Below are 20469 nucleotides of genomic sequence, written 5' to 3' on the forward strand. Positions count from 1 at the left end.
CGGCGGCCTGCCGGTGAGCGGCCCGCCTGCATCCATCCACACCACCGCGATCGGGGACGCCGAACTCGCCTGGACAGAGTCGGGCCACGCCTCCAGGTCAGGCCGGACCGCCATCTGGGCGCATGGGCTGACGTCCAGCGCCACCGCCCAGGAGATCGTCGGCATGTTCGATTGGTCGCCGGTCACCCGCGATCACCGGCTGATCCGGTACGACGCCCGCGGCCACGGCCGATCGACGGGCGGTGCCGATCCGGAGCAGTACACCTGGCCGAACCTCGGCCGTGACCTGCTCGGCCTCCTCGACTCGGTGAGCCCCGACGAGCCGGTCGCCGGGATCGGCTCGTCCATGGGGACAGCCACGCTGCTGTGGGCGGCGGTCGCCGAACCACACCGGTTCCACCACCTCGTGTTGACCACCCCACCGACCGCCGGACAGGTCCGGGCCGCACACGTTGTCGCCTACCGGGCAGGCGCCGACCTCATCGAACGCAGCGGGCTGGCCGCCTACGAAGCAGCTTCCGCAGGACCACCGCCTGCGGTGTTGTCGGGTCTTGCCGACGCCCGAACACCGATCGCTGTGCCCGAATCCCTGCTGCCATCGGTCCTGCGGGGCGCCGCGCGGTCGGATCTGCCGGCGGACGTGGAGCTGCGTGCACTGCGAGTACCCACCCTGGTGCTCGCGTGGTCAGGAGACCCGGGCCATCCGCTGTCCACCGCACGTCGGTTGGCAACCGTCATCCCGGGGGCGCACTTGTGCGTCGCCGACACCCCGGGTCAACTCCGCGAGTGGCCGCAAGGGGTCGCAGACTTCCTGGACGGGTGAGTCTGCCGCTCGGTTGAAGTTGAAAGTTCGGGTACCCGAACTCTAAGGTGAGAGGATGCGAACTCGGTCCAGGGTAGTGCGGGTGACCTCGGTGTTCGTCATCGCCCTGAGCGTGTTGGCCCTCAGTGCGTGTGTCGGCAAACGCGAGCGCAACGACGGTCGGCTGACAGTGCTGACCACGTTCACGGTGCTCCAAGACATCGTCGCCAACATCGCGGGGCCAGAAGTCCGGGTGGAGTCCGTGACCAAGGCCGGCGCGGAGATCCACGGCTACGAACCGACACCGGGCGACCTGCGACGGGCCGCGGAAGCGGACCTCATCATCGACAACGGCCTGCACCTGGAGGCCTGGTTCGAGCAGTTCGTCGACCGGCTCGACGTGGAACACGTGGTCGCCAGCAAGGGCGTCGAGCCCATCCCCATCAGCGATGACGCCGGAACGGGTACCGCGAACCCCCACGCCTGGATGTCCCCGTTGAACGTCCAGACGTACGCCGACAACATCGCATCGGCACTCGCCGAACTCGATCCCGACCATGCTTCCGAGTACCGCCAGAATGCCGTCACCTACAAGGCGCAGTTGCAAGAGGTCCACGACCGGATGGTCTCCGAATTGGCCAAGCTGCCACCGCAGAGCAGAGCGCTGGTCAGCTGCGAAGGCGCTTTCTCGTACCTCGCCCGTGACACCGGTATGCAAGAGAAATACGTATGGCCCGTGAACGCCGAACAGCAGGGCACATCGAAGCAATTGCAGTCCACGATCGACTTCGTGCGCGCGAACAACATTCGCGCGGTGTTCTGCGAGTCCACCGTGAGTGATTCGGTGATGCGCCAGGTCGAGCGCGCCACCGACGCCGACTTCGGGGGCGTTCTCTACGTCGACTCGCTGTCCGAGTCCGATGGCCCGGTGCCGACGTATCTCGACCTCATCCGCCACGATTCCGACACGATCGTCAACGCACTGACCCGAGGTGGATCCCAATGACCACACTTCCTTCCCAGCCTCAGCCGGGCCGAACCCCTCACGACGGGCCCCCCGCCATCGCGATCAACGGGGTCAGCGTGTTCTACGGCGACGTACACGCCCTCGACAACGTCTCCATCAACATCGCGCCGGGGCGCATCTGCGGACTGATCGGGATGAACGGTTCGGGCAAGTCGACACTGTTCAAGACCATCATGGGGCTGGTGAAACCCGACTCCGGATCGGTCGAGATCGCCGGAGGTACACCGGCAGAGGCGCGCAGCAACGGTCTCATCTCCTACGTCCCGCAGTCCGAAGACGTCGACTGGACGTTCCCCATCTCGGTCCGCGAAGTAGCGATGACCGGGCGGTACGGCCGTCAGGGATTCACCCGCAGGCCACGTCGCGCCGACAAGGAAGCCGTCGACCATGCCCTCGCCCAGGTCGAGCTGACCGAGTTGGCCGGCCGTCAGATCGGGCGACTCTCCGGTGGACAACGCAAGCGGGCATTCGTCGCCCGTGGGATCGCCCAAGAGGCGGACGTCCTGCTGCTCGACGAACCCTTCGCAGGCGTCGACAAGAAGTCGGAAGCCACGATCATCGCTCTCCTGACGTCCCTGGCCTCACAGGGAAAGACGATCCTCATCTCCACCCACGACCTCGGCTCGCTCGAGACCTTCTGCGACGAGGCGGTACTGCTGATGCGCACGGTCCTGATGCACGACGAGCCCGACGTCGTACTACGGCCGGAGAGCCTTGCCCTGGCCTTCGGTATGGACGTGCTGGGACGGGGGGTGCGGTCATGATCATCGACTGGTGGCTCGACCCTCTGGCCGAGGACTTCATGGTGAACATGCTTCTCGCGACCACGGTCGCCGCCGCGGTGTGCGCCATGATCAGTTGCTGGATCGTTCTGATCGGCTGGTCGCTGATGGGTGATGCCGTATCCCACGCGGTTCTGCCCGGCGTGGTGCTTGCGTACATCTTCGGCGCGCCGTTTGCGGTGGGTGCGTTGATCTTCGGCCTCGGTGCCGTCCTGCTGATCGGCGTGGTCCGCGACACCAGCAGGGTCAAGGAAGACGCCGCGATCGGCATCGTCTTCAGCACACTGTTCGCCCTGGGCCTGGTACTCATCTCGATCACGCCGAGTCAGACCGACCTCAACCACATCCTTTTCGGCAACGTTCTCGGGGTCTCGCAATCAGACCTGTGGCAGATCCTCGGACTGGCCGTGGTCGCCGTGGTGGTCCTGACACTCAAACGACGAGACCTCACCCTGTTCGCCTTCGACCCCACCCACGCTCACGCGATCGGTTTGTCACCTCGTCGCCTCGGCGCCCTGTTGCTCGGACTGCTGGCTCTCACATGTGTTGTGGCACTGCAGATCGTCGGCGTTGTTCTGGTGGTCGCGATGCTGATCATCCCGGGTGCGTCCGCTTACCTGCTCACCGATCGCTTCAACCGGATGCTGATCATCGCCCCGATCTTGGCCTGTTCCTGCGCAGTCCTGGGGATCTACTATGCGTACTACCTGGACGTGGCACCCGGCGCGATGGTGGTACTCGCCCAGGGACTGGCGTTTGCGGTCATCTATCTGTTCGCACCTCGCCAGGGCGTGTTGATCAAGGCGATCAACCGGGCGCAGCGACGACGCTCCACGGCTCTCGCGGCGTCCTGACGCAGGGCCGGCCCTTCAGGGCCGTCCTGATCGGCGAGAGGATGGCGAGTGATGGGGCTGTACGCGGAGGCTTTTGCGCAGAGTGTGGACGACCCAGACGAGTTCTGGCTTCACGCGGCCAAGGCTGTTGATTGGTACACAGCACCAACCGTCGCTCTCGGCCGACGGAGCGAAACGCAGTACCAGTGGTTTCCCGGAGCAACCCTCAACACGAGTTTCAACGCGCTGGATCGGCATGTGGACGCCGGCCACGGCGATCGGCCGGCCCTGATCTGGGATTCGGCGATGACCGGTGTCTCACGCACCTTCTCCTACTCCGACCTGCTGGCCGAGGTCGCCACATTCGCAGGCGCCCTGCGTGAGCGCGGCGTCACCGCCGGTGACCGCGTCATCATCTACATGCCGATGATCCCCGAGGCCGCCATCGCCATGCTGGCCTGCGCACGGATCGGCGCCGTGCACTCGGTGGTGTTCGGTGGGTTCGCCGGAAAAGAACTCGCCACCCGCATCGACGACGCCCGCCCGGTTGCCCTCATCACCGCATCGGGTGGACTCGAGCCGGGGCGCACCGTGGAGTACCTGCCGATGGTGACCACAGCACTCGAGCTGTCCGATCACCCACCCAGCACGGTGATCGTCAAGAATCGCGAGCAGGTCGCCGGGAGCGCGGCAGACCACGACGGCTGGTTCGACTGGGATGATCTGACTGCCGAAGCGCCTGCCGCAGAACCTGTTCCGGTCGCGGCCACCGACCCGCTCTACATCCTGTACACCTCCGGGACCACCGGTAAACCCAAAGGCGTCGTCCGCGACAACGGTGGCCACGCCGTGGCACTGACGTGGTCGATGCGCAACATCTACGACATCGCCCCAGGCGACGTGTGGTGGACGGCATCCGATGTCGGCTGGGTGGTGGGCCATTCGTACATCGTCTACGGCCCGCTCCTCGCGGGCGCCACGTCCGTGATGTACGAGGGCAAACCGGTGGGAACGCCGGACGCGGGCGCCTTTTGGCGGGTCATCGACGACTACGGCGTACGGGCGCTGTTCACCGCACCCACCGCCATCCGCGCCGTCCGAAAGCAGGATCCGGAGGCGAATCTGATTGCGCAGTACGACATCTCATCGCTTCGGACACTTTTCGCCGCCGGCGAACGACTCGATCCGGACACATACGAGTGGTCGACGAAGGTGCTCGGCGTCCCGGTGGTGGACCACTGGTGGCAGACCGAGACCGGCTGGGCGATCGCGGCCAATCTCCGTGGCCTCGAACCCATGCCACTCAAGGCCGGGTCGCCCACCGTCCCGGTGCCGGGCTTCCGGGTGCAGGTTGTCGACGCCGAGGGGAAAATCGTTCCGGCAGGCGGTGAAGGCAACATCGTCATCGAACTCCCACTTCCGCCCGGAACTCTTACCGGCCTGTGGAATGACGAAGCGCGCTACCACGATTCGTATCTCAAGGCATTCCCCGGTTTCTATCTGACCGGCGACTCGGGATACATCGACTCCGACGGCTATGTGTTTGTCCTCGGACGTTCCGACGACGTGATCAATGTCGCCGGCCACCGGCTGTCCACGGGGAGTATCGAGGCCGTGGTCGCGGCACATCCGGCGGTCGCCGAATGTGCGGTGATCGGCATACAGGACGAACTCAAGGGTCAGCGGCCCAGCGGATATGTGGTTCTCAAAGAAGGGGTCGACATCGATCCGGAGAGTCTCCGTTCCGAACTGGTCGCCATGGTGCGCGAGCAGATCGGCGCAGTCGCGACCTTCCGCGATGTCACCGTCGTCAATGCGCTCCCCAAGACGAGGTCGGGCAAGATCCTGCGCAAGACGATGCGTCAGATCGCCGACCACGAATCCTTCACGGTGCCATCGACAATCGAGGACCCGGCGGTTCTCGAGGCACTGAAGAGCCAACTCGAATGATCGTGGTCACGGGACCTGTCGGTGGCCACCCGTAGATTTGCACCATGCCATTCGCCGACGAACTCCTGGGCGCCTCCGCGGTCGAGGGCCTGACGACGTGCCTGATGCTCGCCGGCTACGACACCGCCCGCACGTCGGCAACCGTCAACGAGTTCGACGGCATGGCGCTCAAGAATCGATCAGATCTCGTCCGTGATGCCCTGATCGGCGATCTGCCCGAGCCGTTCACCGAGTTCGTCGGCGCGGTGAACAAACTCATCGACCAGCCGAGCTGCACCGGGTGGATGGTCTGGCCGATCACCGAAGCAGTGGCCTTGCGTGCCACCGCGCAACGGACAACCAGAGCCTTCGACACCGGCCTGGCGTTGCTCGCCGAGCTCACTCCCCGACTCACATCCGAGTTCGCTCTGCGCACCATGCTTCTGGCCGATCTCGACCGCACCCTTGCCGCGGCGCGCGCCTGGGCGGAATCACCGGACCACCACGTGCGGCGGCTCGCGAGCGAAGGAACCCGGCATTACCTGCCGTGGGCACGCCGGATACCCGAATTACTTAGGCATCCAGAGGCAACCCTCCCGATCGTCGATGCGCTCTACCGCGACCCCAGCGAGTACGTTCGACGGTCCGTGGCCAATCACGTCAACGACCTCAGCCGGCACCACCCCGACCTGGTGGTCTCTACTGCGGCACGCTGGCAGAGTGCACCCGACGCCAACACCGGCAGGCTGGTGCGGCACGCGTTGCGGACGCTGGTGAAGAAGGGCGACCCTGACGCGCTGGCGCTGCTGGGCTTCGATGCGCCGACCGGTCTCGACCTCACCGAGTTGATCGTCGACCCAACCGTGGACACCGGGGACAAACTGGCGTTCGCGGTAACTCTGGCGCATTCCGGCGAGTCACCGGTGAACGTGGTCGTCGACTACAGCATCGGATTCCGCAAGGCCAACGGCGCCATCACCCACAAGGTGTTCAAGTTGGCCACGAAGACGATGAGACCGGGTGAACACCTACGTTTGAGCAAGTCACATTCGTTTGTCCCCATCACCACCCGCCGGTACCACCCCGGCCGCCATGAACTGGCCGTGCAGGTGAACGGCCGGCGCATGGGTGAGGCCGAATTCGATCTTGTCGCCGCCGTAGATCCCACTGTCTTGCGCTGACCATAGTCAGGCCGTACCTTCTGACTATGCTTACTAGTAGTCAGTCGGCCGCGCCGGCGACCGGCAGCGACAACACCCGGTGGTTTGCGCTGGCAGCGGTGTGCTTCGGCATGATGCTCACGTTCCTGAACATCACGGCCACCATTTCGGCCGTTCCCGCGATCCAATCCGATCTCGCTGCCGACAGTGCCACGATGGTGTGGATCCCGAGCATCTTCGCGTTGGTGGTGGCCAGCCTGGTGCTTTCTGCGGGCACCGTCGGTGATGTCATCGGCAGACGAACCGCGTTCATCGCCGGCTCTGCGATCATGTCGCTCGGCAGCCTCTCATCGTTCCTCTCGCACAGCAGCGGCATGATCCTTGCCGCTCAGGCGATCACCGGTGTGGGAGCCGCGCTGGTACTGCCCAACAGTCTGGCCATCATCAGCAACGGCTTCCCCGACCCGAAGGAGCGGACCGAGGCGATCAGCGTCTGGGCTGCTTGCTCCGGCCTTGGCCTCGCCATCGGACCCCTGTCAGCCGGAGCGGTCCTCGGGGCATTCTCCTGGAATGCCGTCTACCTCGTCAACGCCATCGCTGCCCTCGTCGTCGTGGTCATCGCCCCGATTGTTGTGCCACGCAGCAAAGTTCAAGGAGCCAGACTCGACGTTCCCGGCCTTCTGTCCGCCACCACAGCCATCGCCGCGCTCACCTACTGGGTCATCGACGGTTCACACAGCGGCTTCACGTCCACCCACGCGATCATCGCGATCATCGTATTTGCCTGCGCCTTGGCTTTTTTCATCTTCTATGAGCGCTCGACGAACGCCCCGATGCTTGATCTGCGCCTCTTTCGGTCAGCGTCCTTCTCCACCGTCATGGTGGTCAGCGCGACCGTGCTCTTCGGCTTCACCGGACTGTCCCTGATCTCCGTGTTGTTTCTCGAAAGGATAGGAAAGCTGAGCGCCTGGACCACCGGGCTGCATCTGCTCGCTCTGATGGGCACCTACGTTGTCGTCAGTGCGATCGCGCCACGGTTGTTGCCGCGCATCGGATTCAAGGTCATGCTCACAACCGGGCTGATCATCACAGCGCTCGGATCATTACTGCTCCTGCGAGTCCATCCGCACGAGGGTTGGACAAACCTGACCGTGGCACTGGTGGTCCTGGGAGTCGGCTTCGGTTCTCTGATCGCGCCGGCCACCGCTGCCGCCATGAACAGTGTGGCACCCGCTCAGGCAGGGATGGCCAGCGGCACGGTCAACATGTTCCGCCAGCTCGGTGGCGTACTCGGCACAAGCGTGCTCGGGTCGATACTCACCTCGCAGCTCGCTTCCGGTCTGCTGACCCGCCCCGCCGACGAAGCGTTTGAGTCGGCATTCCACACCTGCGCACTGGTGGCTGCCGCAGTCTTTGTCACCGTGGCCATCCCGACCGCCGTCTTCGTCCGAAGCAGGCCCTCACATGGGTGACCCACTTGCATCCGCAGAGTGGGGTGAGCCCCGATCACGCACCGTCACGTGGCACGACCCGTCGAAACCCGCTGCCATATCGCAAACGATGGCCGGGTTGGACTATCTTCAGGCCCTGGCGGCCGGGACGATCCCCGCACCGCCCATCGTCGGTCTGATCGACGCCCAGTTGGCATCGGTGGACTCGGGCACAGCCGTATTCACCCTCGAGCCCAACGAGTCTCACTTCAACCCGATCGGCGCGGTTCACGGTGGCATCATCTGCACACTGCTCGATTCGGCTGCGGGGTGCGCCGTGCACACCACCTTGCCGCGCGGCACCGGGTACACATCCATCGAGATCAAGGTGAACTTCATGCGTGGGGTGACACTCGACTCGGGCCGGCTCACAGCGCGTGGCTGGGTGAAGAAGCCGGGGCGTCGTGTTGCCTTCGCCGAGGCGGAGATCACCGATGCAGCCGGCAAAACGGTCGCGACCGCATCGAGCGCTCTTCTGATCTTCGACACATCCGCGTGAACGCACCTCTCGTCAGCTTCTGATCGAACTCTCAGCGTTCCGCACGGGAATTGACATGTGCGACATCTATGGTCGGCCAAGTGTCTGACGCGATCGTTTCTGCTGCCTCGACCCGTGGCGGGGGCCGCCGATGATCGCCATATTATTGATCGTGCTCATCGGCGCCCTCGGGGTGACTGCACTGTGCCACCGGGCCGGGGTCCAATCCGGATTGGTGATCGTTGTTGTCGCGGGGATTGTTTCGTTCATTCCGGACATTCCGCGGCTTCAGCTGTCCCCCGAGTTGATCTTGACGTTGGTGATACCGCCTCTGCTCTACTCGGCGGCGGTTCACTTCTCGATACTCACCTTTCTGCGCCATCTGCGCGTCATCCTCGCGCTCGGGGTCGGCCTGGTTATGGCGACGGCTGTGTCCATCGGATTCTTCACGTGGTGGCTCGCACCGGGCCTGGGTCTCGGCGGCGCATTCGTGTTGGCCGCCGTGGTCTCGCCACCCGACAGCGTCACAACCGTCCGGCACGGTCGTGAACTCAGTTTGCCCAAACGCGTGGTCGCGATCCTCACGGGCGAGAGCCTCGTCAACGACGCCGCGGCGCTGACCATCCTCGCGGTGGCCGTCGCAGCGGTGACGGGCCGGCACACGTTCATCGCCAACCCCGCCCTTCTGTTCCTCTATGAACTCGGCGCCGGTCTCGCGATCGGTGTGGGTCTGGGGGCGACGGCGGTGTGGATCCGCCAACGGCTCGGCAACCCGGCTCTCGAGTGCGTACTGGGCCTGGCGTTGCCGTTTGCTGCCTACCTCCTCGCCAGCCAGTTGCAGGCATCCGGAGTGCTCGCTGTCGTCGCGGCCGGTTTCACGATCGGAACCCATACGTCGCTTGCGGGCTCCGCCGGCGGTGGTGCGCCGAGCTATCGCACACGGTTGCAGGAACGGGAGATCTGGCCCATCGCGGACACTGTTCTGGAATCCTTCGTCTTCGCGTACATGGGTCTTCAGTTCCGCTTTGTCATCGAGGACCTGATGCACACATCGGGCTCACGCTTCGATGACGTCGGGCTCGGTCTCACCGTGTTGGTCGCGGTGATGGTTGTCCGAATCGTGGTGGTGGGTGCCGCGTTCGGCCGGTTCCGGCGGCACCGAACCGGGCGCGATTCGCAGTCGCCCGTCTCTGAAGGCAGACTGTCGGGACGGGAGATACTGCTCGTCTCCTGGACCGGCATGCGGGGGATCGTCACGCTTGCCGCGGCAGCCGGGTTGCCCATGTCGGTGGCCGGTGAACCGTTCCATGGTCGCGAGCTGATACAGGTGGTCGCCTACATCGTGGCTCTGGGCACCCTGCTGGTCCAGGGGGTGACGTTGCCGCTGCTCGCTCGACAACTCCGGATAGACGTGTCCTCTGAATACGACTGGGAGGCCGCCGAGACCGCTCGCGGTGTGGACATGATCGCGCAGGTTGACCCGAGCGACTTCTCCGGACAACGTGCCGTCATCGCCAGGGCGGTCCGTCGGCGACAGCTGAGCGACGAGATCGGCGATGACCTTCTCCACCACATCGATCTCCAGCAGGCTGCAGCTGAGAGTCGTCAGGTCACTCGGGGCAACTCGATGAGGCCGCCCACCGCCCGTGGTCAGCGATAAGGTGGTTGCACGTACCGACAGGGGAAGCAACATGGCCATTGTGCCCGACACCAAGAACTGGACGTGGGTGCTTGAACGACCCTGCGCTGATTGCGGTTTCGATCCCACCGCGATCGGTTTCCGGGACATCCCGCAACTGATCTCGGTCAACGCGGCGCAGTGGCCTCCAGCGTTGGCCGTGGCCGATCCCTGCCGGCGACCCGATGACTCCACGTGGTCTCCACTGGAGTATGCGGCCCATGTGCGCGACGTGTTCATCAGGTTCGTCGAGCGCCTCGAAGCGATGCTCATTCAGGACAATCCGGCGTTCGAGAACTGGGATCAGGATGCGACCGCCGTTGCCGAACGCTACAACGATCAAGATCCGGCAGTGGTGGCGGACGAATTACTCACTGCCGCATCACGATTGGCCGAAGCCTTTGCTGCCGTTCCCGACAGTGCGCTTTCCCGCCGCGGCCGCCGAAGCGACGGCAGCGAGTTCACCATCGACTCGCTTGCCCTGTACTTCATCCACGATCCGATCCACCACTTGTACGACGTGACCGGCAACAAGTTCTCCCGTCAGCAGTCCTGATACGAGTGGTGTGGATTCTGCCGCTCGGCATGGCCGCGACAGCGGGTGCAGCGACGGGTAAGTCGCTGACGAAGTCCTTGGCGGGCGCGGGGATCGAGTCTCCACTGCACCTCCCGCCGGCGCCATCATCGGGTTCGAAGCAGGTTAGAAATCGACAGCGCCGCAGGTCATACGGGATCGCTCGCAAGGCTCACGATCGTCGCCATGACCGGTCGCGTTGCCAAGGGTGCGCGCAAACAGATGCCCTGTTATTTTGCTGTTATCTTTCCCGCGGGGCCGCATGCGGCACCGGGGTGAGCACCGGTCCGGATCGGGCCATTCACTGGCACCACGTACAAAAGGAAACTGATGCGCGCAAAGCACGCCTGGCGAAAGTTCGTCGCCGGAGCCCTTGCCCTTGTGGCCGGAGTGGCGGTCTCGGTGGCCGCGGCACCCGGCACTGCGTCGGCAGCCCCTCAGACGGTCTACGTCTACTCCGCCGCGATGAACAAGAACATCCCCGTTCGCGTCCTCCCCGCGTCAGGCGGTGGCAGCCATGCCACCCTCTACCTGCTCGACGGCCTGCGTGCACCTAACAACAACAGCGGCTGGCTCATCGAGACCGATGTGCAGCAGTTCTTCGCGGGCAAGAACGTGAACGTGGCGATCCCGTTCGGCGGCGGCGGCAGTTTCTACACCGACTGGCAGCGCGACGACCCGACCCTGGGCCGGCAGAAGTGGGAAACCTTTCTCACCCGGGAACTGCCTGCCTACCTGAAGTCGGCGTTCAACAGCGACAACCGGCGCAACGCCATTGCCGGACTCTCGATGAGCGGTACCTCCGCACTGAACCTGGCCTCCAAGCACCCCAACTTCTACCAGGGCGTGGCGTCGTACAGCGGCTACCCCACGGTCAGCACCCCGGGGTTTGCACAGGGCATCGCCGCATCCGTGCTGGAGATGGGCGGCAACCCGGTGAACATGTGGGGCGTGTGGCCGGCCGGAGCCTGGACAGCGAACGATCCCTCGCTGCACACCGGAAACCTGCGTGGCAAGCGCGTGTACGTGTCCTCGGGTGCGGGTTCGCCTCGGACGAACCCGATCTTCAACCCGGCGAGCCCGTCATTCGACCCGATCAAGTTCTCCCAGATGGTGCCGCTGGAGACCGCGGCGTCGATCAGTAGCCAGCTCTACGTCGCCAGCCTCCGTGTCGCCGGCGTCAACCCGCAGATCCACATCACGCCGGAGGGTGTGCACTGGTGGACTCACTGGGAGGACCGCCTCAAGGAATCCTGGTACGGAACGCTCGCTCCTTCGCTGGGCGTCTAGTCCCACAACAGTCCGTCGGCCGCGCCCCAGAGTTCTCGGGTCGCGGCCGACGTCGTTGTTGCTGTGCTCAGGCGACGAGGTCTATGTTTCAGCGTCCGTTCGTACTCCCCGTTGTCCGAATGTGCCATCGGTGACGTTAACGTCGGCTCATGGATCAGTTCTCAGCCCTGGTGGCGCGACAGACCGACGACGGTATCGAGACCGCAATCGAGACCGTGGACGAATCGTTCTTGCCCGAGGGTGGCACTCCCACCGCGGCGACCGGCGACGTCACCATCCGGGTGTTGTACTCCAGTGTCAACTACAAGGACGCACTCGCTCTGACGCCGAAAGGTGGTGTGGTACGCGATTATCCGATCGTTCCCGGCATCGACCTCACCGGCGAGGTCGTGGAATCGAAGTCACCCGACTTCGCGGTCGGCGATCTGGTTCTCGCCCACGGCTACGAGATCGGCACCGGCCGCCACGGCGGCTACGCCGAGTACGCGCGCGTTCCGGCCGACTGGGTGGTTGCCCTCGGGGCACTCTCGCCACGCGACGGTGCCGCGATCGGGACCGCCGGGTTCACCGCGGCGATGAGCGTGCAAGCACTGCTCGATCGCGGGATCTCCCCCGCCGACGGCCCGGTACTGGTGACCGGCGCGACCGGCGGCGTCGGTTCGGTCAGCGTCGACATCCTGGCGGGTCAGGGCTTCGAGGTGGTCGCGTCCACGGGCAAGGCGGACGCGGGCGATCGGCTGCGACAACTCGGTGCCGCCGACGTCATCGGCCGACTGCCACTGGACCCGGATGCCAAACCCCGCCCGCTCGGCAAGGCCCAGTGGGCGGGCGCCGTCGACTGTGTCGGCGGCAAGACGCTCGCCGAGGTGCTGAGCGGCATCAAGTACGGCGGCGCCGTGGCGGCCAGCGGCCTGACCGGCGGACCTGCGTTGGCCACCACCGTGCTGCCGTTCATCCTGCGCGGTGTCGCCCTGCTCGGCATGGACTCGGTGCAGATGCCGATCGAGCCTCGACGAACCATCTGGGCTGCACTTGCCGGACCGCTTGCCCCCAGGCACCTCGCGCACATCGTGTCGGAGGTCGACGTCAAAGACGTCGTCGGCGTGATCGACCAGGTTCGCGCGGGAGAGTTCTCAGGCCGGGCCGTGGTGCGGGTGGCCGGCGGGTTCTGAGGACTCAGCTCACGGGGTCAACAGAAATGTCGACCCGGTCGGGATAGAAGGCGAGGTGCCCGGCGATCGGCGCGACCGCATCGTAGGGCTCCTCGTACGTCCAGGCCGCATCTTTGATGACGCCTTCGTCGGTGACGACATCGAAGTAGGAGGCACTGCCCTTGAACGGGCAGTAGCTCTCGGTGTCGCTGCGTTGCAGCACTTTTGGATCGACCGCAGCGAGCGGCACGTACGCCACCGGCGGGTAGGACGCCTCACGCAGGGTGAGCGTCTTGTCGGTGTCGGCGACGAGCGTGCCGCCTGCGGTCACGGTCACCGAGTCGGCGCTCGGTTCCACCGTGATCGGATGGTCGGGGCCAGGGATCAATTGCGTTCTCGACATGGTTCGCCTCTTTCTCTCCCTCGGTGCCAACGCTCACCGCAGCCGTGCATTCCCCGCGTCACCGATTAGCGAAGTCGCAGGAACTCCGCCGTCTTGTCGTCGGCCGGATAGAAGCTCTCGACGCTGAGTTCGTCGACCGTCACGTCGAGCGGGGTACCGAACGTGGTGACCGTGCTGAAGAACGACAGCTCACCCTGGTCGCTGCGCAGCCTCAGGTAGATTGCAACATCGCCGGAGAGGGTGGCATCTGCGTCGACATCCTCGTCGGCGTCGGGCACCGGATACCGCTGGAGGCGGGCCAGCAGTGCTTTCAATTCCGTGTCGCCGGTCACCCTGATCTGCCGATCGAGTCGTTCGAACAAGTGCCTGCGCCACTGCCGATGGTTGATGATCCTGGACCCGAGCCCCCGCGGGTCGAGGCTGAACTCGAGCACGTTGAACGGAGGCTCCAGCAAGTCGTCGGGAGCACCGTCGGTGAAGGCGGCAACCGCTGCGTTGGCGTCCACGAGATTCCAGTGCCGGTCCACCGCCAAGGCCGGGGACGGTTCGGTCGCGGCCAGCACCTGACGTAAAGCGCTCCGCACCATGGTCATTCGGGAACCGTCAAGCGGCGTCTCACCGTAGGACGGGGCATATCCGGCGGCGAGCAACATCTGGTTGCGCTCGCGCAGCGGCACATCGAGATGCTCGGCCAGTCTGAGCACCATGGCGCGGCTCGGCACCGATCGGCCAGTCTCCAGGAAACTCAGATGGCGCGCGGAGACGTCGGCCGCTGACGCGAGCTCCAGTTGCGGCACCTTGCGGGTGGTGCGCCACTGCCGCAGCAGGTCACCGAAAAGGTAACGCTGTTCTTCGGTCATGTACTGATCTCCCGGGTTGATCTGTCAGCATTATGGACTGCGGGTTTTGCACCGAGCGCATGTTCGACTGCTGCCCGTCGGTGGGTGTTCGACGATCGAAGAGGAGTTCTCATGACCGTGCTCGACCGCTTTCGGCTCGATGACCGGGTGGTGATCGTCACCGGCGCCTCGTCCGGCTTGGGGGTTGCCTTCGCCAAGGGGTTCGCTGAGGCCGGAGCCCGCGTGGTACTCGCTGCCCGCCGCGCCGACAAGCTCGAGAAGACCGCCGCGCTGGTCGAGTCTGTGGGAGGCACCTCCCTGTCGGTTGTCACCGACATCACGCAGGTCGAGCAGGCCACCGCGATGGTCGAGGCTGCCATGACCGAGTTCGGCCAGGTGGATGTCTTGATCAACAACGCCGGAGTGGGAACGGCCGTGCCGGCCACCCGGGAGACTCCCGAGCAATTCCGGTCGGTCATCGACATCAATCTCAACGGTTCCTACTGGGCTGCACAGGCCTGCGGCCGGGTGATGAAGCCGGGAAGCTCGATCGTCAACATCTCGAGCGTCCTCGGCATCACCACCGCAGGCCTCCCGCAGGCCGCCTACTCCGCGAGCAAGGCCGCGATCTCGGGGCTCACCCGAGACCTCGCCCAGCAGTGGGGATCGCGAAAAGGTATCCGGGTGAACGCGATTGCCCCTGGGTTCTTCGAGTCGGAGATGACCGCCCAGTACCCCGACGGTTATCTGCAGCAGATGGCTGCACGGCAGGTGCTGCCCCGCAGTGGCGATCCCGAAGAACTCGCGGCCACCGCGGTCTGGCTCGCCTCACCGGCCGGCGGGTATGTCACCGGCCAGACCATCGTGGTCGACGGCGGCCTCACCATCACATAGCGGTCTATCCCGGCATCTTGTCGATGAACCCGTAGACGCTGGTGATCTTCTCGTCGTCATTCACCGCGGCGACGTCGAAGCCGATCACCACTGCCTCTTCTCCGCTCTCCGGCACCAGTTCCCAGGTGAAGCGGGCGATGTTGTGGTGCGTCTCGAACACGTCACCCCGAACGAACCGCATCCCCGCGAATTGTTGCTGAGCCCCGGCGAGCACCTGATCGATCGCTTCTGTGCCCGTCACCGAAGCGAGCGGATCGGTGTACACACCCTCGGGGTCCCAGACCTTCTCGACGATCGCTCGCCGTGCGCCTGGATCGGTTTCGTTCCAGGCGCTCAGGTAGTCGTCGACCAGGGCTGTCATCTCGGTCATCGTATCTCCTTCGTCTTGCGTTGATGTTGTGATGACCATGCTGCTGCGCCGCGGTGTGTTGAAGCGATGACCTCCGAGGTAACACTTTTGATCGACCGCTTGCCGCATTGCCGCTCCGGCCGACAATGCTCGCATTCGTCGGCGCGCTCTAGGATTGTCGACAGAATGGTGAGGACGCCGACGATGGAGGGGATGGGTTCACCCGTGGCAGCACCGAAACGAGCTGTGGGAGGCGACGGCTTACCGGTGAGTCTGGTCGACGTGGCCGCGAGGCGGATTCGTGACGAAATACTCAGCGGCGCACTGCAACCGGGCGACAAGATCGTCGAAGAACAGTTGTGTGCTGGCTTAGGTATCAGCCGGGCGCCACTGCGCGAGGCGCTGCGACTACTCGGGCAGCAGGGACTGGTCGAGCATCTCCCCCGGCGCGGATCAAGGGTCACCGAGTGGTCGCCACAGGACATCTTGCAGCTGTTCGAGCTACGGCACCTGCTCGAGCGGCACGCGATCGAGAAAGCTCTGCCGCTTGCCGACGTGACCACCGCTCTGAGTCCGGTGCGGGCCGCGCTCGACGACATGCGAGAGGCCGGTAGGCGCGACGACGACCTCGAGAAGGACGATGCCCATCGTCGTTTTCACGCGGCAGTGGTCGGGTTGGCGGGCAACCGGCAGCTCGACATCGCCATGGAACCCGTGCTGCTGAAGTTGCAGCTCCCGATGGCCATCAATCTGCGCGCGGAGGCGCGGGTCCACGACCCCAGTGACGGCATCCGCCGGCACGAGCGGATTCTCGAGGCACTCGAAACCAACGATGCACGAGTTGCCGTGGAGGCGGCCAAGAATCACGGACAACTCGCGTATCTGGGACTTGAGAGCAACAACTAACACGATCGACACACAACCGTTCCGTCGTCGCCACGATTCTGTCGACAATCGACATTATGACTTTCCGGAAACCGGTTCACGGCCCGACTCTCGGACCCTCGATCGCCGAGATACTCCAATCACACGCCACCGGCACCGGTACCCCGGCGACCACCGCCGCTCGTGTCGCAGACGCCATTGCCGCACGTGGTGACGACGGCACCTGGATCTCCACGGTGCCGCGTGAACAATTGATCGCCGCCGCCGAAGCCATCGAGAGACGGCCCGGGGCGCGCACCCTTCCGTTGTACGGGGTGCCGTTCGGGGTCAAGGACAGCATTGATGTCGCCGGCGTCCCGACCACCCTGTCGTGCCCCGACTTCGCCTACGTGCCAGAGGTCACCGCGGCGGTGGTCCAACGCCTGCTCGATGCGGGCGCTCTGTATGTCGGTAAGACCAACCTCGACCAGTTCGCCACCGGGCTCAACGGCACTCGAACGCCACTCACCGTGCCACGCAGCGTATATGGCAACGAGATGATCTCCGGGGGCTCCAGCTCGGGTTCAGCCCTCGCCGTTGCCCTCGGCCAGGTTCCTTTCGCCGTCGCAACAGATACTGCGGGATCGGGCCGGGTTCCCGCCGCACTCAATGGGGTCGTCGGGTTCAAGCCTTCGCGGGGCGTCATCAGCGCAGTGGGCCTGGTGCCGGCATGTAAGTCGTTGGACTGCATCACGATCATGGCCGGATCGCTCAACGATGTCGACCGCGCATTCGACGTGATGGCAGCCGAGGACGAAAACGACTCGTGGTCGCGCGCACGAGGCAACAGCCACAGCGGTGCGCCGATTCGTGTCGGCCTGCCGTCACCGCAGGAACTCGACTTCTTCGGCGACTCCGACATGGAAACCGCCCATCTTGCCTTCCGCGAACGGCTTTCGCGTGGATCGACAGTGGTGGACGCCCCGCTGTCGCCGTTCCTCGAGGCCGGCGCCCTGCTGTATTCCGGGCCATGGGTGGCCGAGCGACTGGTTGAATTCGCCGACTTCCTTGCTGCACAACCGGAATCGATCCATCCCGTTGTGCGCGACATCCTGCGGAGCGGCGAGCGATACACCGCGGTCGACGCGTTCGCCGCACAACAGAAGCTGCAGGAGTTGCGCGCACAGGTCGGGCGCCTGTGGCGCCAGATGGACGTGCTGGTGGTCCCCACCATCGGAACCACCTTCACAGTTGCGCAGGTGCTCGAGCAACCCATCGACTGCAACACGATGCTGGGGCACTACACGCATTTCGGCAATCTACTCGACCTCACCGGCGTAGCGATTCCCGTGGGTCACACCGCTGATGGGCGTCCGCTGAGTGTGACAGTGCTCGGCCCCGCATTGTCCGACGACATTGTGCTCGACCTCGCAGCTCGACTCCTCAACGAGCCACGCGACGCCGCGCGGGCCGGACAGATTCCCCAAACAGTCACCACCCCAATCGCATCCCACGAGGAGAACCCATGACCGTGGTCACCGTCGACACCGCGGTGCCGGCTCCATTTCCCCTCGAGCTGGGCAGGACAGCCCTGCTCGTCATCGACATGCAACGCGACTTCCTCTTACCGGGCGGCTTCGGCGAGAGTCTCGGAAACGACGTGAGCCTGCTCCTCGATGTGGTTCCGCCACTTACGGCGTTGATCGATGCGGCCCGATCCGCCGGCATCATGATCATCCACACCCGCGAGGGTCACAAACCCGACCTGTCCGACTGCCCCCCGAGCAAACTCCGCCGTGGGGCGGCATCGAAGAGGATTGGCGACCCCGGCCGATACGGCCGGATTCTGATCCGGGGTGAGTACGGCCACGACATCGTCGATGAGCTGGCACCGATTGCAGGCGAAGTCGTGATCGACAAACCCGGCAAAGGCGCGTTCTACGCCACCGACCTGCAGCAGATCCTCACCGACGCGGGCATCACCCAACTGCTGGTAACAGGGGTCACCACCGAGGTGTGTGTTCACACCACAACCAGAGAGGCGAACGACCGCGGATACGAGTGTCTTGTCGTATCCGATTGTGTCGGTTCGTATTTTCCCGATTTTCAGCGCGTCGGTCTGGAAATGATCAGTGCGCAAGGTGGAATTTTCGGCTGGGTTGCCGATTCCACGGCGGCCATCGCCGCCCTGTCTCTCATCCCCGATCCTTCGCAACACAGCTGACAGGAAGCACGACAATGAGTACAGAAGTCAACCAATCGGCGGCTACTCCCCCATCCCCCACCGACGACAAGATCACCGTCGCCTGGTGGACCCGCGGCGACACCAATGCCTTCTTCGGGCTGGGATTCAACATCCTGGTCAACGTCCTGACCCTGACAGGGCTGATGATCGGTGTCGTCAGCGTGCCTGCCGGCGATGTTCTCGGCACAGTCCTTCCCGCTCTTGGTGTGGCCCTGATCCTGGGGAATCTCTACTACACGTTCCTGGCGCGCCGACTGGCGGCCAAAGAGAACCGCACCGATGTCACCGCCCTGCCCTACGGGCCGAGCGTGCCACACATGTTCATCGTCGTGTTCGTCGTGATGCTGCCCGTCTACCTCAACACCAACGACGCGATGGCGGCATGGCAGGCGGGACTGGCGTGGGCCTTCATGATCGGTGTGATCGTGATGATCGGTGCATTCGTCGGACCGTACATCCGCAAGATCACTCCACGGGCGGCCATGCTCGGCACACTCGCAGGCATCTCGATCACGTTCATCTCCATGCGCCCGGCAGCCCAGATGTGGGAGGCGGCATGGATCGGTCTCCCCGTCCTGGCGATCATCCTGATCGGCTTCTTCACGAATGTTCGTCTGCCCGGCAACATTCCGGTCGGCCTGGCCGCTCTCCTCGTGGGTACCGCCATCGGATGGGCCGGCGGATTCATGGATGCTCCGGCGGTGTCCGACGCCGTGAGCGACATCGCCGTCGGCGTTCCCGACCAACGATTCGACATGCTCTTCGACGGCTTGAAAGACCTCGCGCCACTGCTCGGCACCGCCATCCCGCTAGGCGTGTACAACTTCACGGAGGCGATGAGCAACGTCGAAAGCGCAGCAGCCGCCGGAGACAGCTACAACCTGCGCAGTGTGCTTCTCGCCGACGGCGCCGGCGCGGTCATCGGATCGGCCTTCGGTTCGCCCTTCCCGCCCGCGGTCTACATCGGTCATCCCGGTTGGAAGGACGCCGGCGGTCGCACGAGTTACTCACTCGCCAGTGGCGTGGCAATCGGATTGCTCTGCTTCCTCGGCCTTTTCGGGGTGCTCGACTCACTGTTGCCCGTCCCGGCGATCGTCCCCATCCTCCTGTACATCGGATTGCTCATCGGCGCCCAGGCCTTCCAGGCGGTTCCCCGGATCCACGCCGTGGCGGTGGTCATCGCGATCATCCCCAACCTGGCTCAGTGGGCAACGGGCCTGATCGACAACGCCCTCAGCGCCGCAGGCACCACGGCAGGTGAGGTCGGTTACGACTCACTCGACGGCGCCGGCGTGGTCTACGAGGGACTCAAAGCGCTCGGAGAGGGCGCCGTGCTGGTGGGCCTGGTGCTCGGCACCATGGTCACGTTCATCATCGAGAAGAAGTTCCTGTACGCGGCCCTCGCCTCCGTGGCCGGCGCTGCGCTGACGTTCATCGGCCTAATCCACGCTCCTGAGGTCGAGTGGGCCGCAGCTCCGGAGATAGCTCTGGGCTACCTCTTCTTTGCAATCGTCTGCCTCGGTTACCACTTGCTCCCGAACGCGAGGGACGAGGTCGAGATCGATGACGTCGAGGCCGCCCGCGAGTAGCGCAGAATGCGACGGTCACCGAGAGCCTCACGCACGCCGTGGGGCTCTCGGTCTCTCACCATGGACGATCGAAAGGCACGAACGACGCCCCG

General features: G+C 64.7%; 20 protein-coding genes. 17 read left to right on the forward strand and 3 right to left on the reverse strand.

Annotation, left to right across the window (positions count from 1 at the left end):
- Positions 1 to 13: 13 nt before the first annotated feature.
- The 12 genes from ACVWY6_RS14325 (at position 14) to ACVWY6_RS14380 (ending at position 13215) form a co-directional block, all read left to right on the forward strand.
- Positions 14 to 823, forward strand: coding sequence for an alpha/beta fold hydrolase (locus tag ACVWY6_RS14325; RefSeq protein ID WP_457538891.1), 810 nt, complete (start codon positions 14 to 16; stop codon positions 821 to 823).
- 55 nt (positions 824 to 878) lie between these two features.
- Positions 879 to 1808, forward strand: coding sequence for a metal ABC transporter substrate-binding protein (locus ACVWY6_RS14330; protein ID WP_457538893.1), 930 nt, complete (start codon positions 879 to 881; stop codon positions 1806 to 1808).
- Entirely contained in the window at positions 1805 to 2593 is a 789-nt protein-coding gene (locus tag ACVWY6_RS14335; protein ID WP_051721135.1) for a metal ABC transporter ATP-binding protein, read from the forward strand. The genes ACVWY6_RS14330 and ACVWY6_RS14335 overlap by 4 nt, the downstream gene beginning before the upstream one ends.
- Complete coding sequence (locus ACVWY6_RS14340; RefSeq protein WP_023954409.1) at positions 2590 to 3465, forward strand: metal ABC transporter permease; 876 nt, start codon at positions 2590 to 2592, stop codon at positions 3463 to 3465. Before ACVWY6_RS14335 ends, ACVWY6_RS14340 begins: the two co-directional genes overlap by 4 nt.
- 51 nt (positions 3466 to 3516) lie before the next feature.
- Positions 3517 to 5394 carry a propionyl-CoA synthetase gene (locus ACVWY6_RS14345; RefSeq protein WP_457538896.1) on the forward strand — a complete coding sequence of 626 codons (1878 nt, stop codon included), beginning with the start codon at positions 3517 to 3519 and terminating at the stop codon, positions 5392 to 5394.
- Positions 5395 to 5438: 44 nt separating this feature from the next.
- A complete protein-coding gene (locus tag ACVWY6_RS14350; protein WP_457538898.1) occupies positions 5439 to 6554 on the forward strand; it encodes a DNA alkylation repair protein in 1116 nt (371 codons plus the stop codon).
- A gap of 26 nt (positions 6555 to 6580) precedes the next feature.
- Entirely contained in the window at positions 6581 to 8005 is a 1425-nt protein-coding gene (locus ACVWY6_RS14355; RefSeq protein WP_400721454.1) for an MFS transporter, read from the forward strand.
- Between the two features lie 88 nt (positions 8006 to 8093).
- On the forward strand, positions 8094 to 8522 hold the full coding sequence (locus ACVWY6_RS14360) for a PaaI family thioesterase (RefSeq protein ID WP_457540151.1): 429 nt from the start codon (positions 8094 to 8096) through the stop codon (positions 8520 to 8522).
- Positions 8523 to 8652: 130 nt separating this feature from the next.
- Positions 8653 to 10161 carry a cation:proton antiporter gene (locus ACVWY6_RS14365; protein ID WP_457538900.1) on the forward strand — a complete coding sequence of 503 codons (1509 nt, stop codon included), beginning with the start codon at positions 8653 to 8655 and terminating at the stop codon, positions 10159 to 10161.
- A 31-nt stretch (positions 10162 to 10192) separates the two neighbouring features.
- Complete coding sequence (locus tag ACVWY6_RS14370) at positions 10193 to 10735, forward strand: DinB family protein (RefSeq protein WP_457538902.1); 543 nt, start codon at positions 10193 to 10195, stop codon at positions 10733 to 10735.
- A 348-nt stretch (positions 10736 to 11083) separates the two neighbouring features.
- Positions 11084 to 12043, forward strand: a complete 960-nt coding sequence (locus tag ACVWY6_RS14375) for an alpha/beta hydrolase (RefSeq protein WP_457538903.1) — start codon at positions 11084 to 11086, stop codon at positions 12041 to 12043.
- A 149-nt stretch (positions 12044 to 12192) separates the two neighbouring features.
- Positions 12193 to 13215: an oxidoreductase gene (locus ACVWY6_RS14380; RefSeq protein WP_457538904.1), complete on the forward strand. Its 1023-nt coding sequence runs from the start codon at positions 12193 to 12195 to the stop codon at positions 13213 to 13215.
- 4 nt (positions 13216 to 13219) lie between these two features.
- On the opposite strand, the gene ACVWY6_RS14385 is transcribed toward ACVWY6_RS14380, so the two are convergent.
- Together ACVWY6_RS14385 and ACVWY6_RS14390 are read right to left on the reverse strand one after the other, a co-directional pair.
- Positions 13220 to 13597: a DUF427 domain-containing protein gene (locus ACVWY6_RS14385; protein WP_457538906.1), complete on the reverse strand. Its 378-nt coding sequence runs from the start codon at positions 13595 to 13597 to the stop codon at positions 13220 to 13222.
- Between the two features lie 65 nt (positions 13598 to 13662).
- Positions 13663 to 14457, reverse strand: coding sequence for a helix-turn-helix domain-containing protein (locus ACVWY6_RS14390; RefSeq protein WP_457538907.1), 795 nt, complete (start codon positions 14455 to 14457; stop codon positions 13663 to 13665).
- 111 nt (positions 14458 to 14568) lie between these two features.
- Between ACVWY6_RS14390 and ACVWY6_RS14395 the strand changes: the two genes are divergently transcribed.
- The gene (locus tag ACVWY6_RS14395) at positions 14569 to 15330 is read left to right on the forward strand and encodes an SDR family NAD(P)-dependent oxidoreductase (RefSeq protein ID WP_023954463.1); all 762 of its coding nucleotides are present in this window, start codon (positions 14569 to 14571) and stop codon (positions 15328 to 15330) included.
- A 4-nt stretch (positions 15331 to 15334) separates the two neighbouring features.
- Here ACVWY6_RS14395 and ACVWY6_RS14400 read toward each other — a convergent pair whose 3' ends face one another.
- Positions 15335 to 15700 carry a nuclear transport factor 2 family protein gene (locus ACVWY6_RS14400; protein WP_457538908.1) on the reverse strand — a complete coding sequence of 122 codons (366 nt, stop codon included), beginning with the start codon at positions 15698 to 15700 and terminating at the stop codon, positions 15335 to 15337.
- A 192-nt stretch (positions 15701 to 15892) separates the two neighbouring features.
- Between ACVWY6_RS14400 and ACVWY6_RS14405 the strand changes: the two genes are divergently transcribed.
- The 4 genes from ACVWY6_RS14405 to ACVWY6_RS14420 are packed head-to-tail and all read left to right on the forward strand — an operon-like array spanning position 15893 to position 20377.
- The gene (locus ACVWY6_RS14405; RefSeq protein WP_457538910.1) at positions 15893 to 16585 is read left to right on the forward strand and encodes a GntR family transcriptional regulator; all 693 of its coding nucleotides are present in this window, start codon (positions 15893 to 15895) and stop codon (positions 16583 to 16585) included.
- 56 nt (positions 16586 to 16641) lie between these two features.
- Positions 16642 to 18072, forward strand: coding sequence for an allophanate hydrolase (gene atzF / locus ACVWY6_RS14410; protein ID WP_457538911.1), 1431 nt, complete (start codon positions 16642 to 16644; stop codon positions 18070 to 18072).
- A complete protein-coding gene (locus ACVWY6_RS14415; protein WP_457538913.1) occupies positions 18069 to 18767 on the forward strand; it encodes a cysteine hydrolase family protein in 699 nt (232 codons plus the stop codon). Before atzF ends, ACVWY6_RS14415 begins: the two co-directional genes overlap by 4 nt.
- 14 nt (positions 18768 to 18781) lie before the next feature.
- On the forward strand, positions 18782 to 20377 hold the full coding sequence (locus tag ACVWY6_RS14420) for a regulator (protein WP_457538914.1): 1596 nt from the start codon (positions 18782 to 18784) through the stop codon (positions 20375 to 20377).
- The last annotated feature ends 92 nt before the right edge of the window (positions 20378 to 20469 follow it).

The organism is Williamsia sp. R60 (assembly GCF_054063855.1).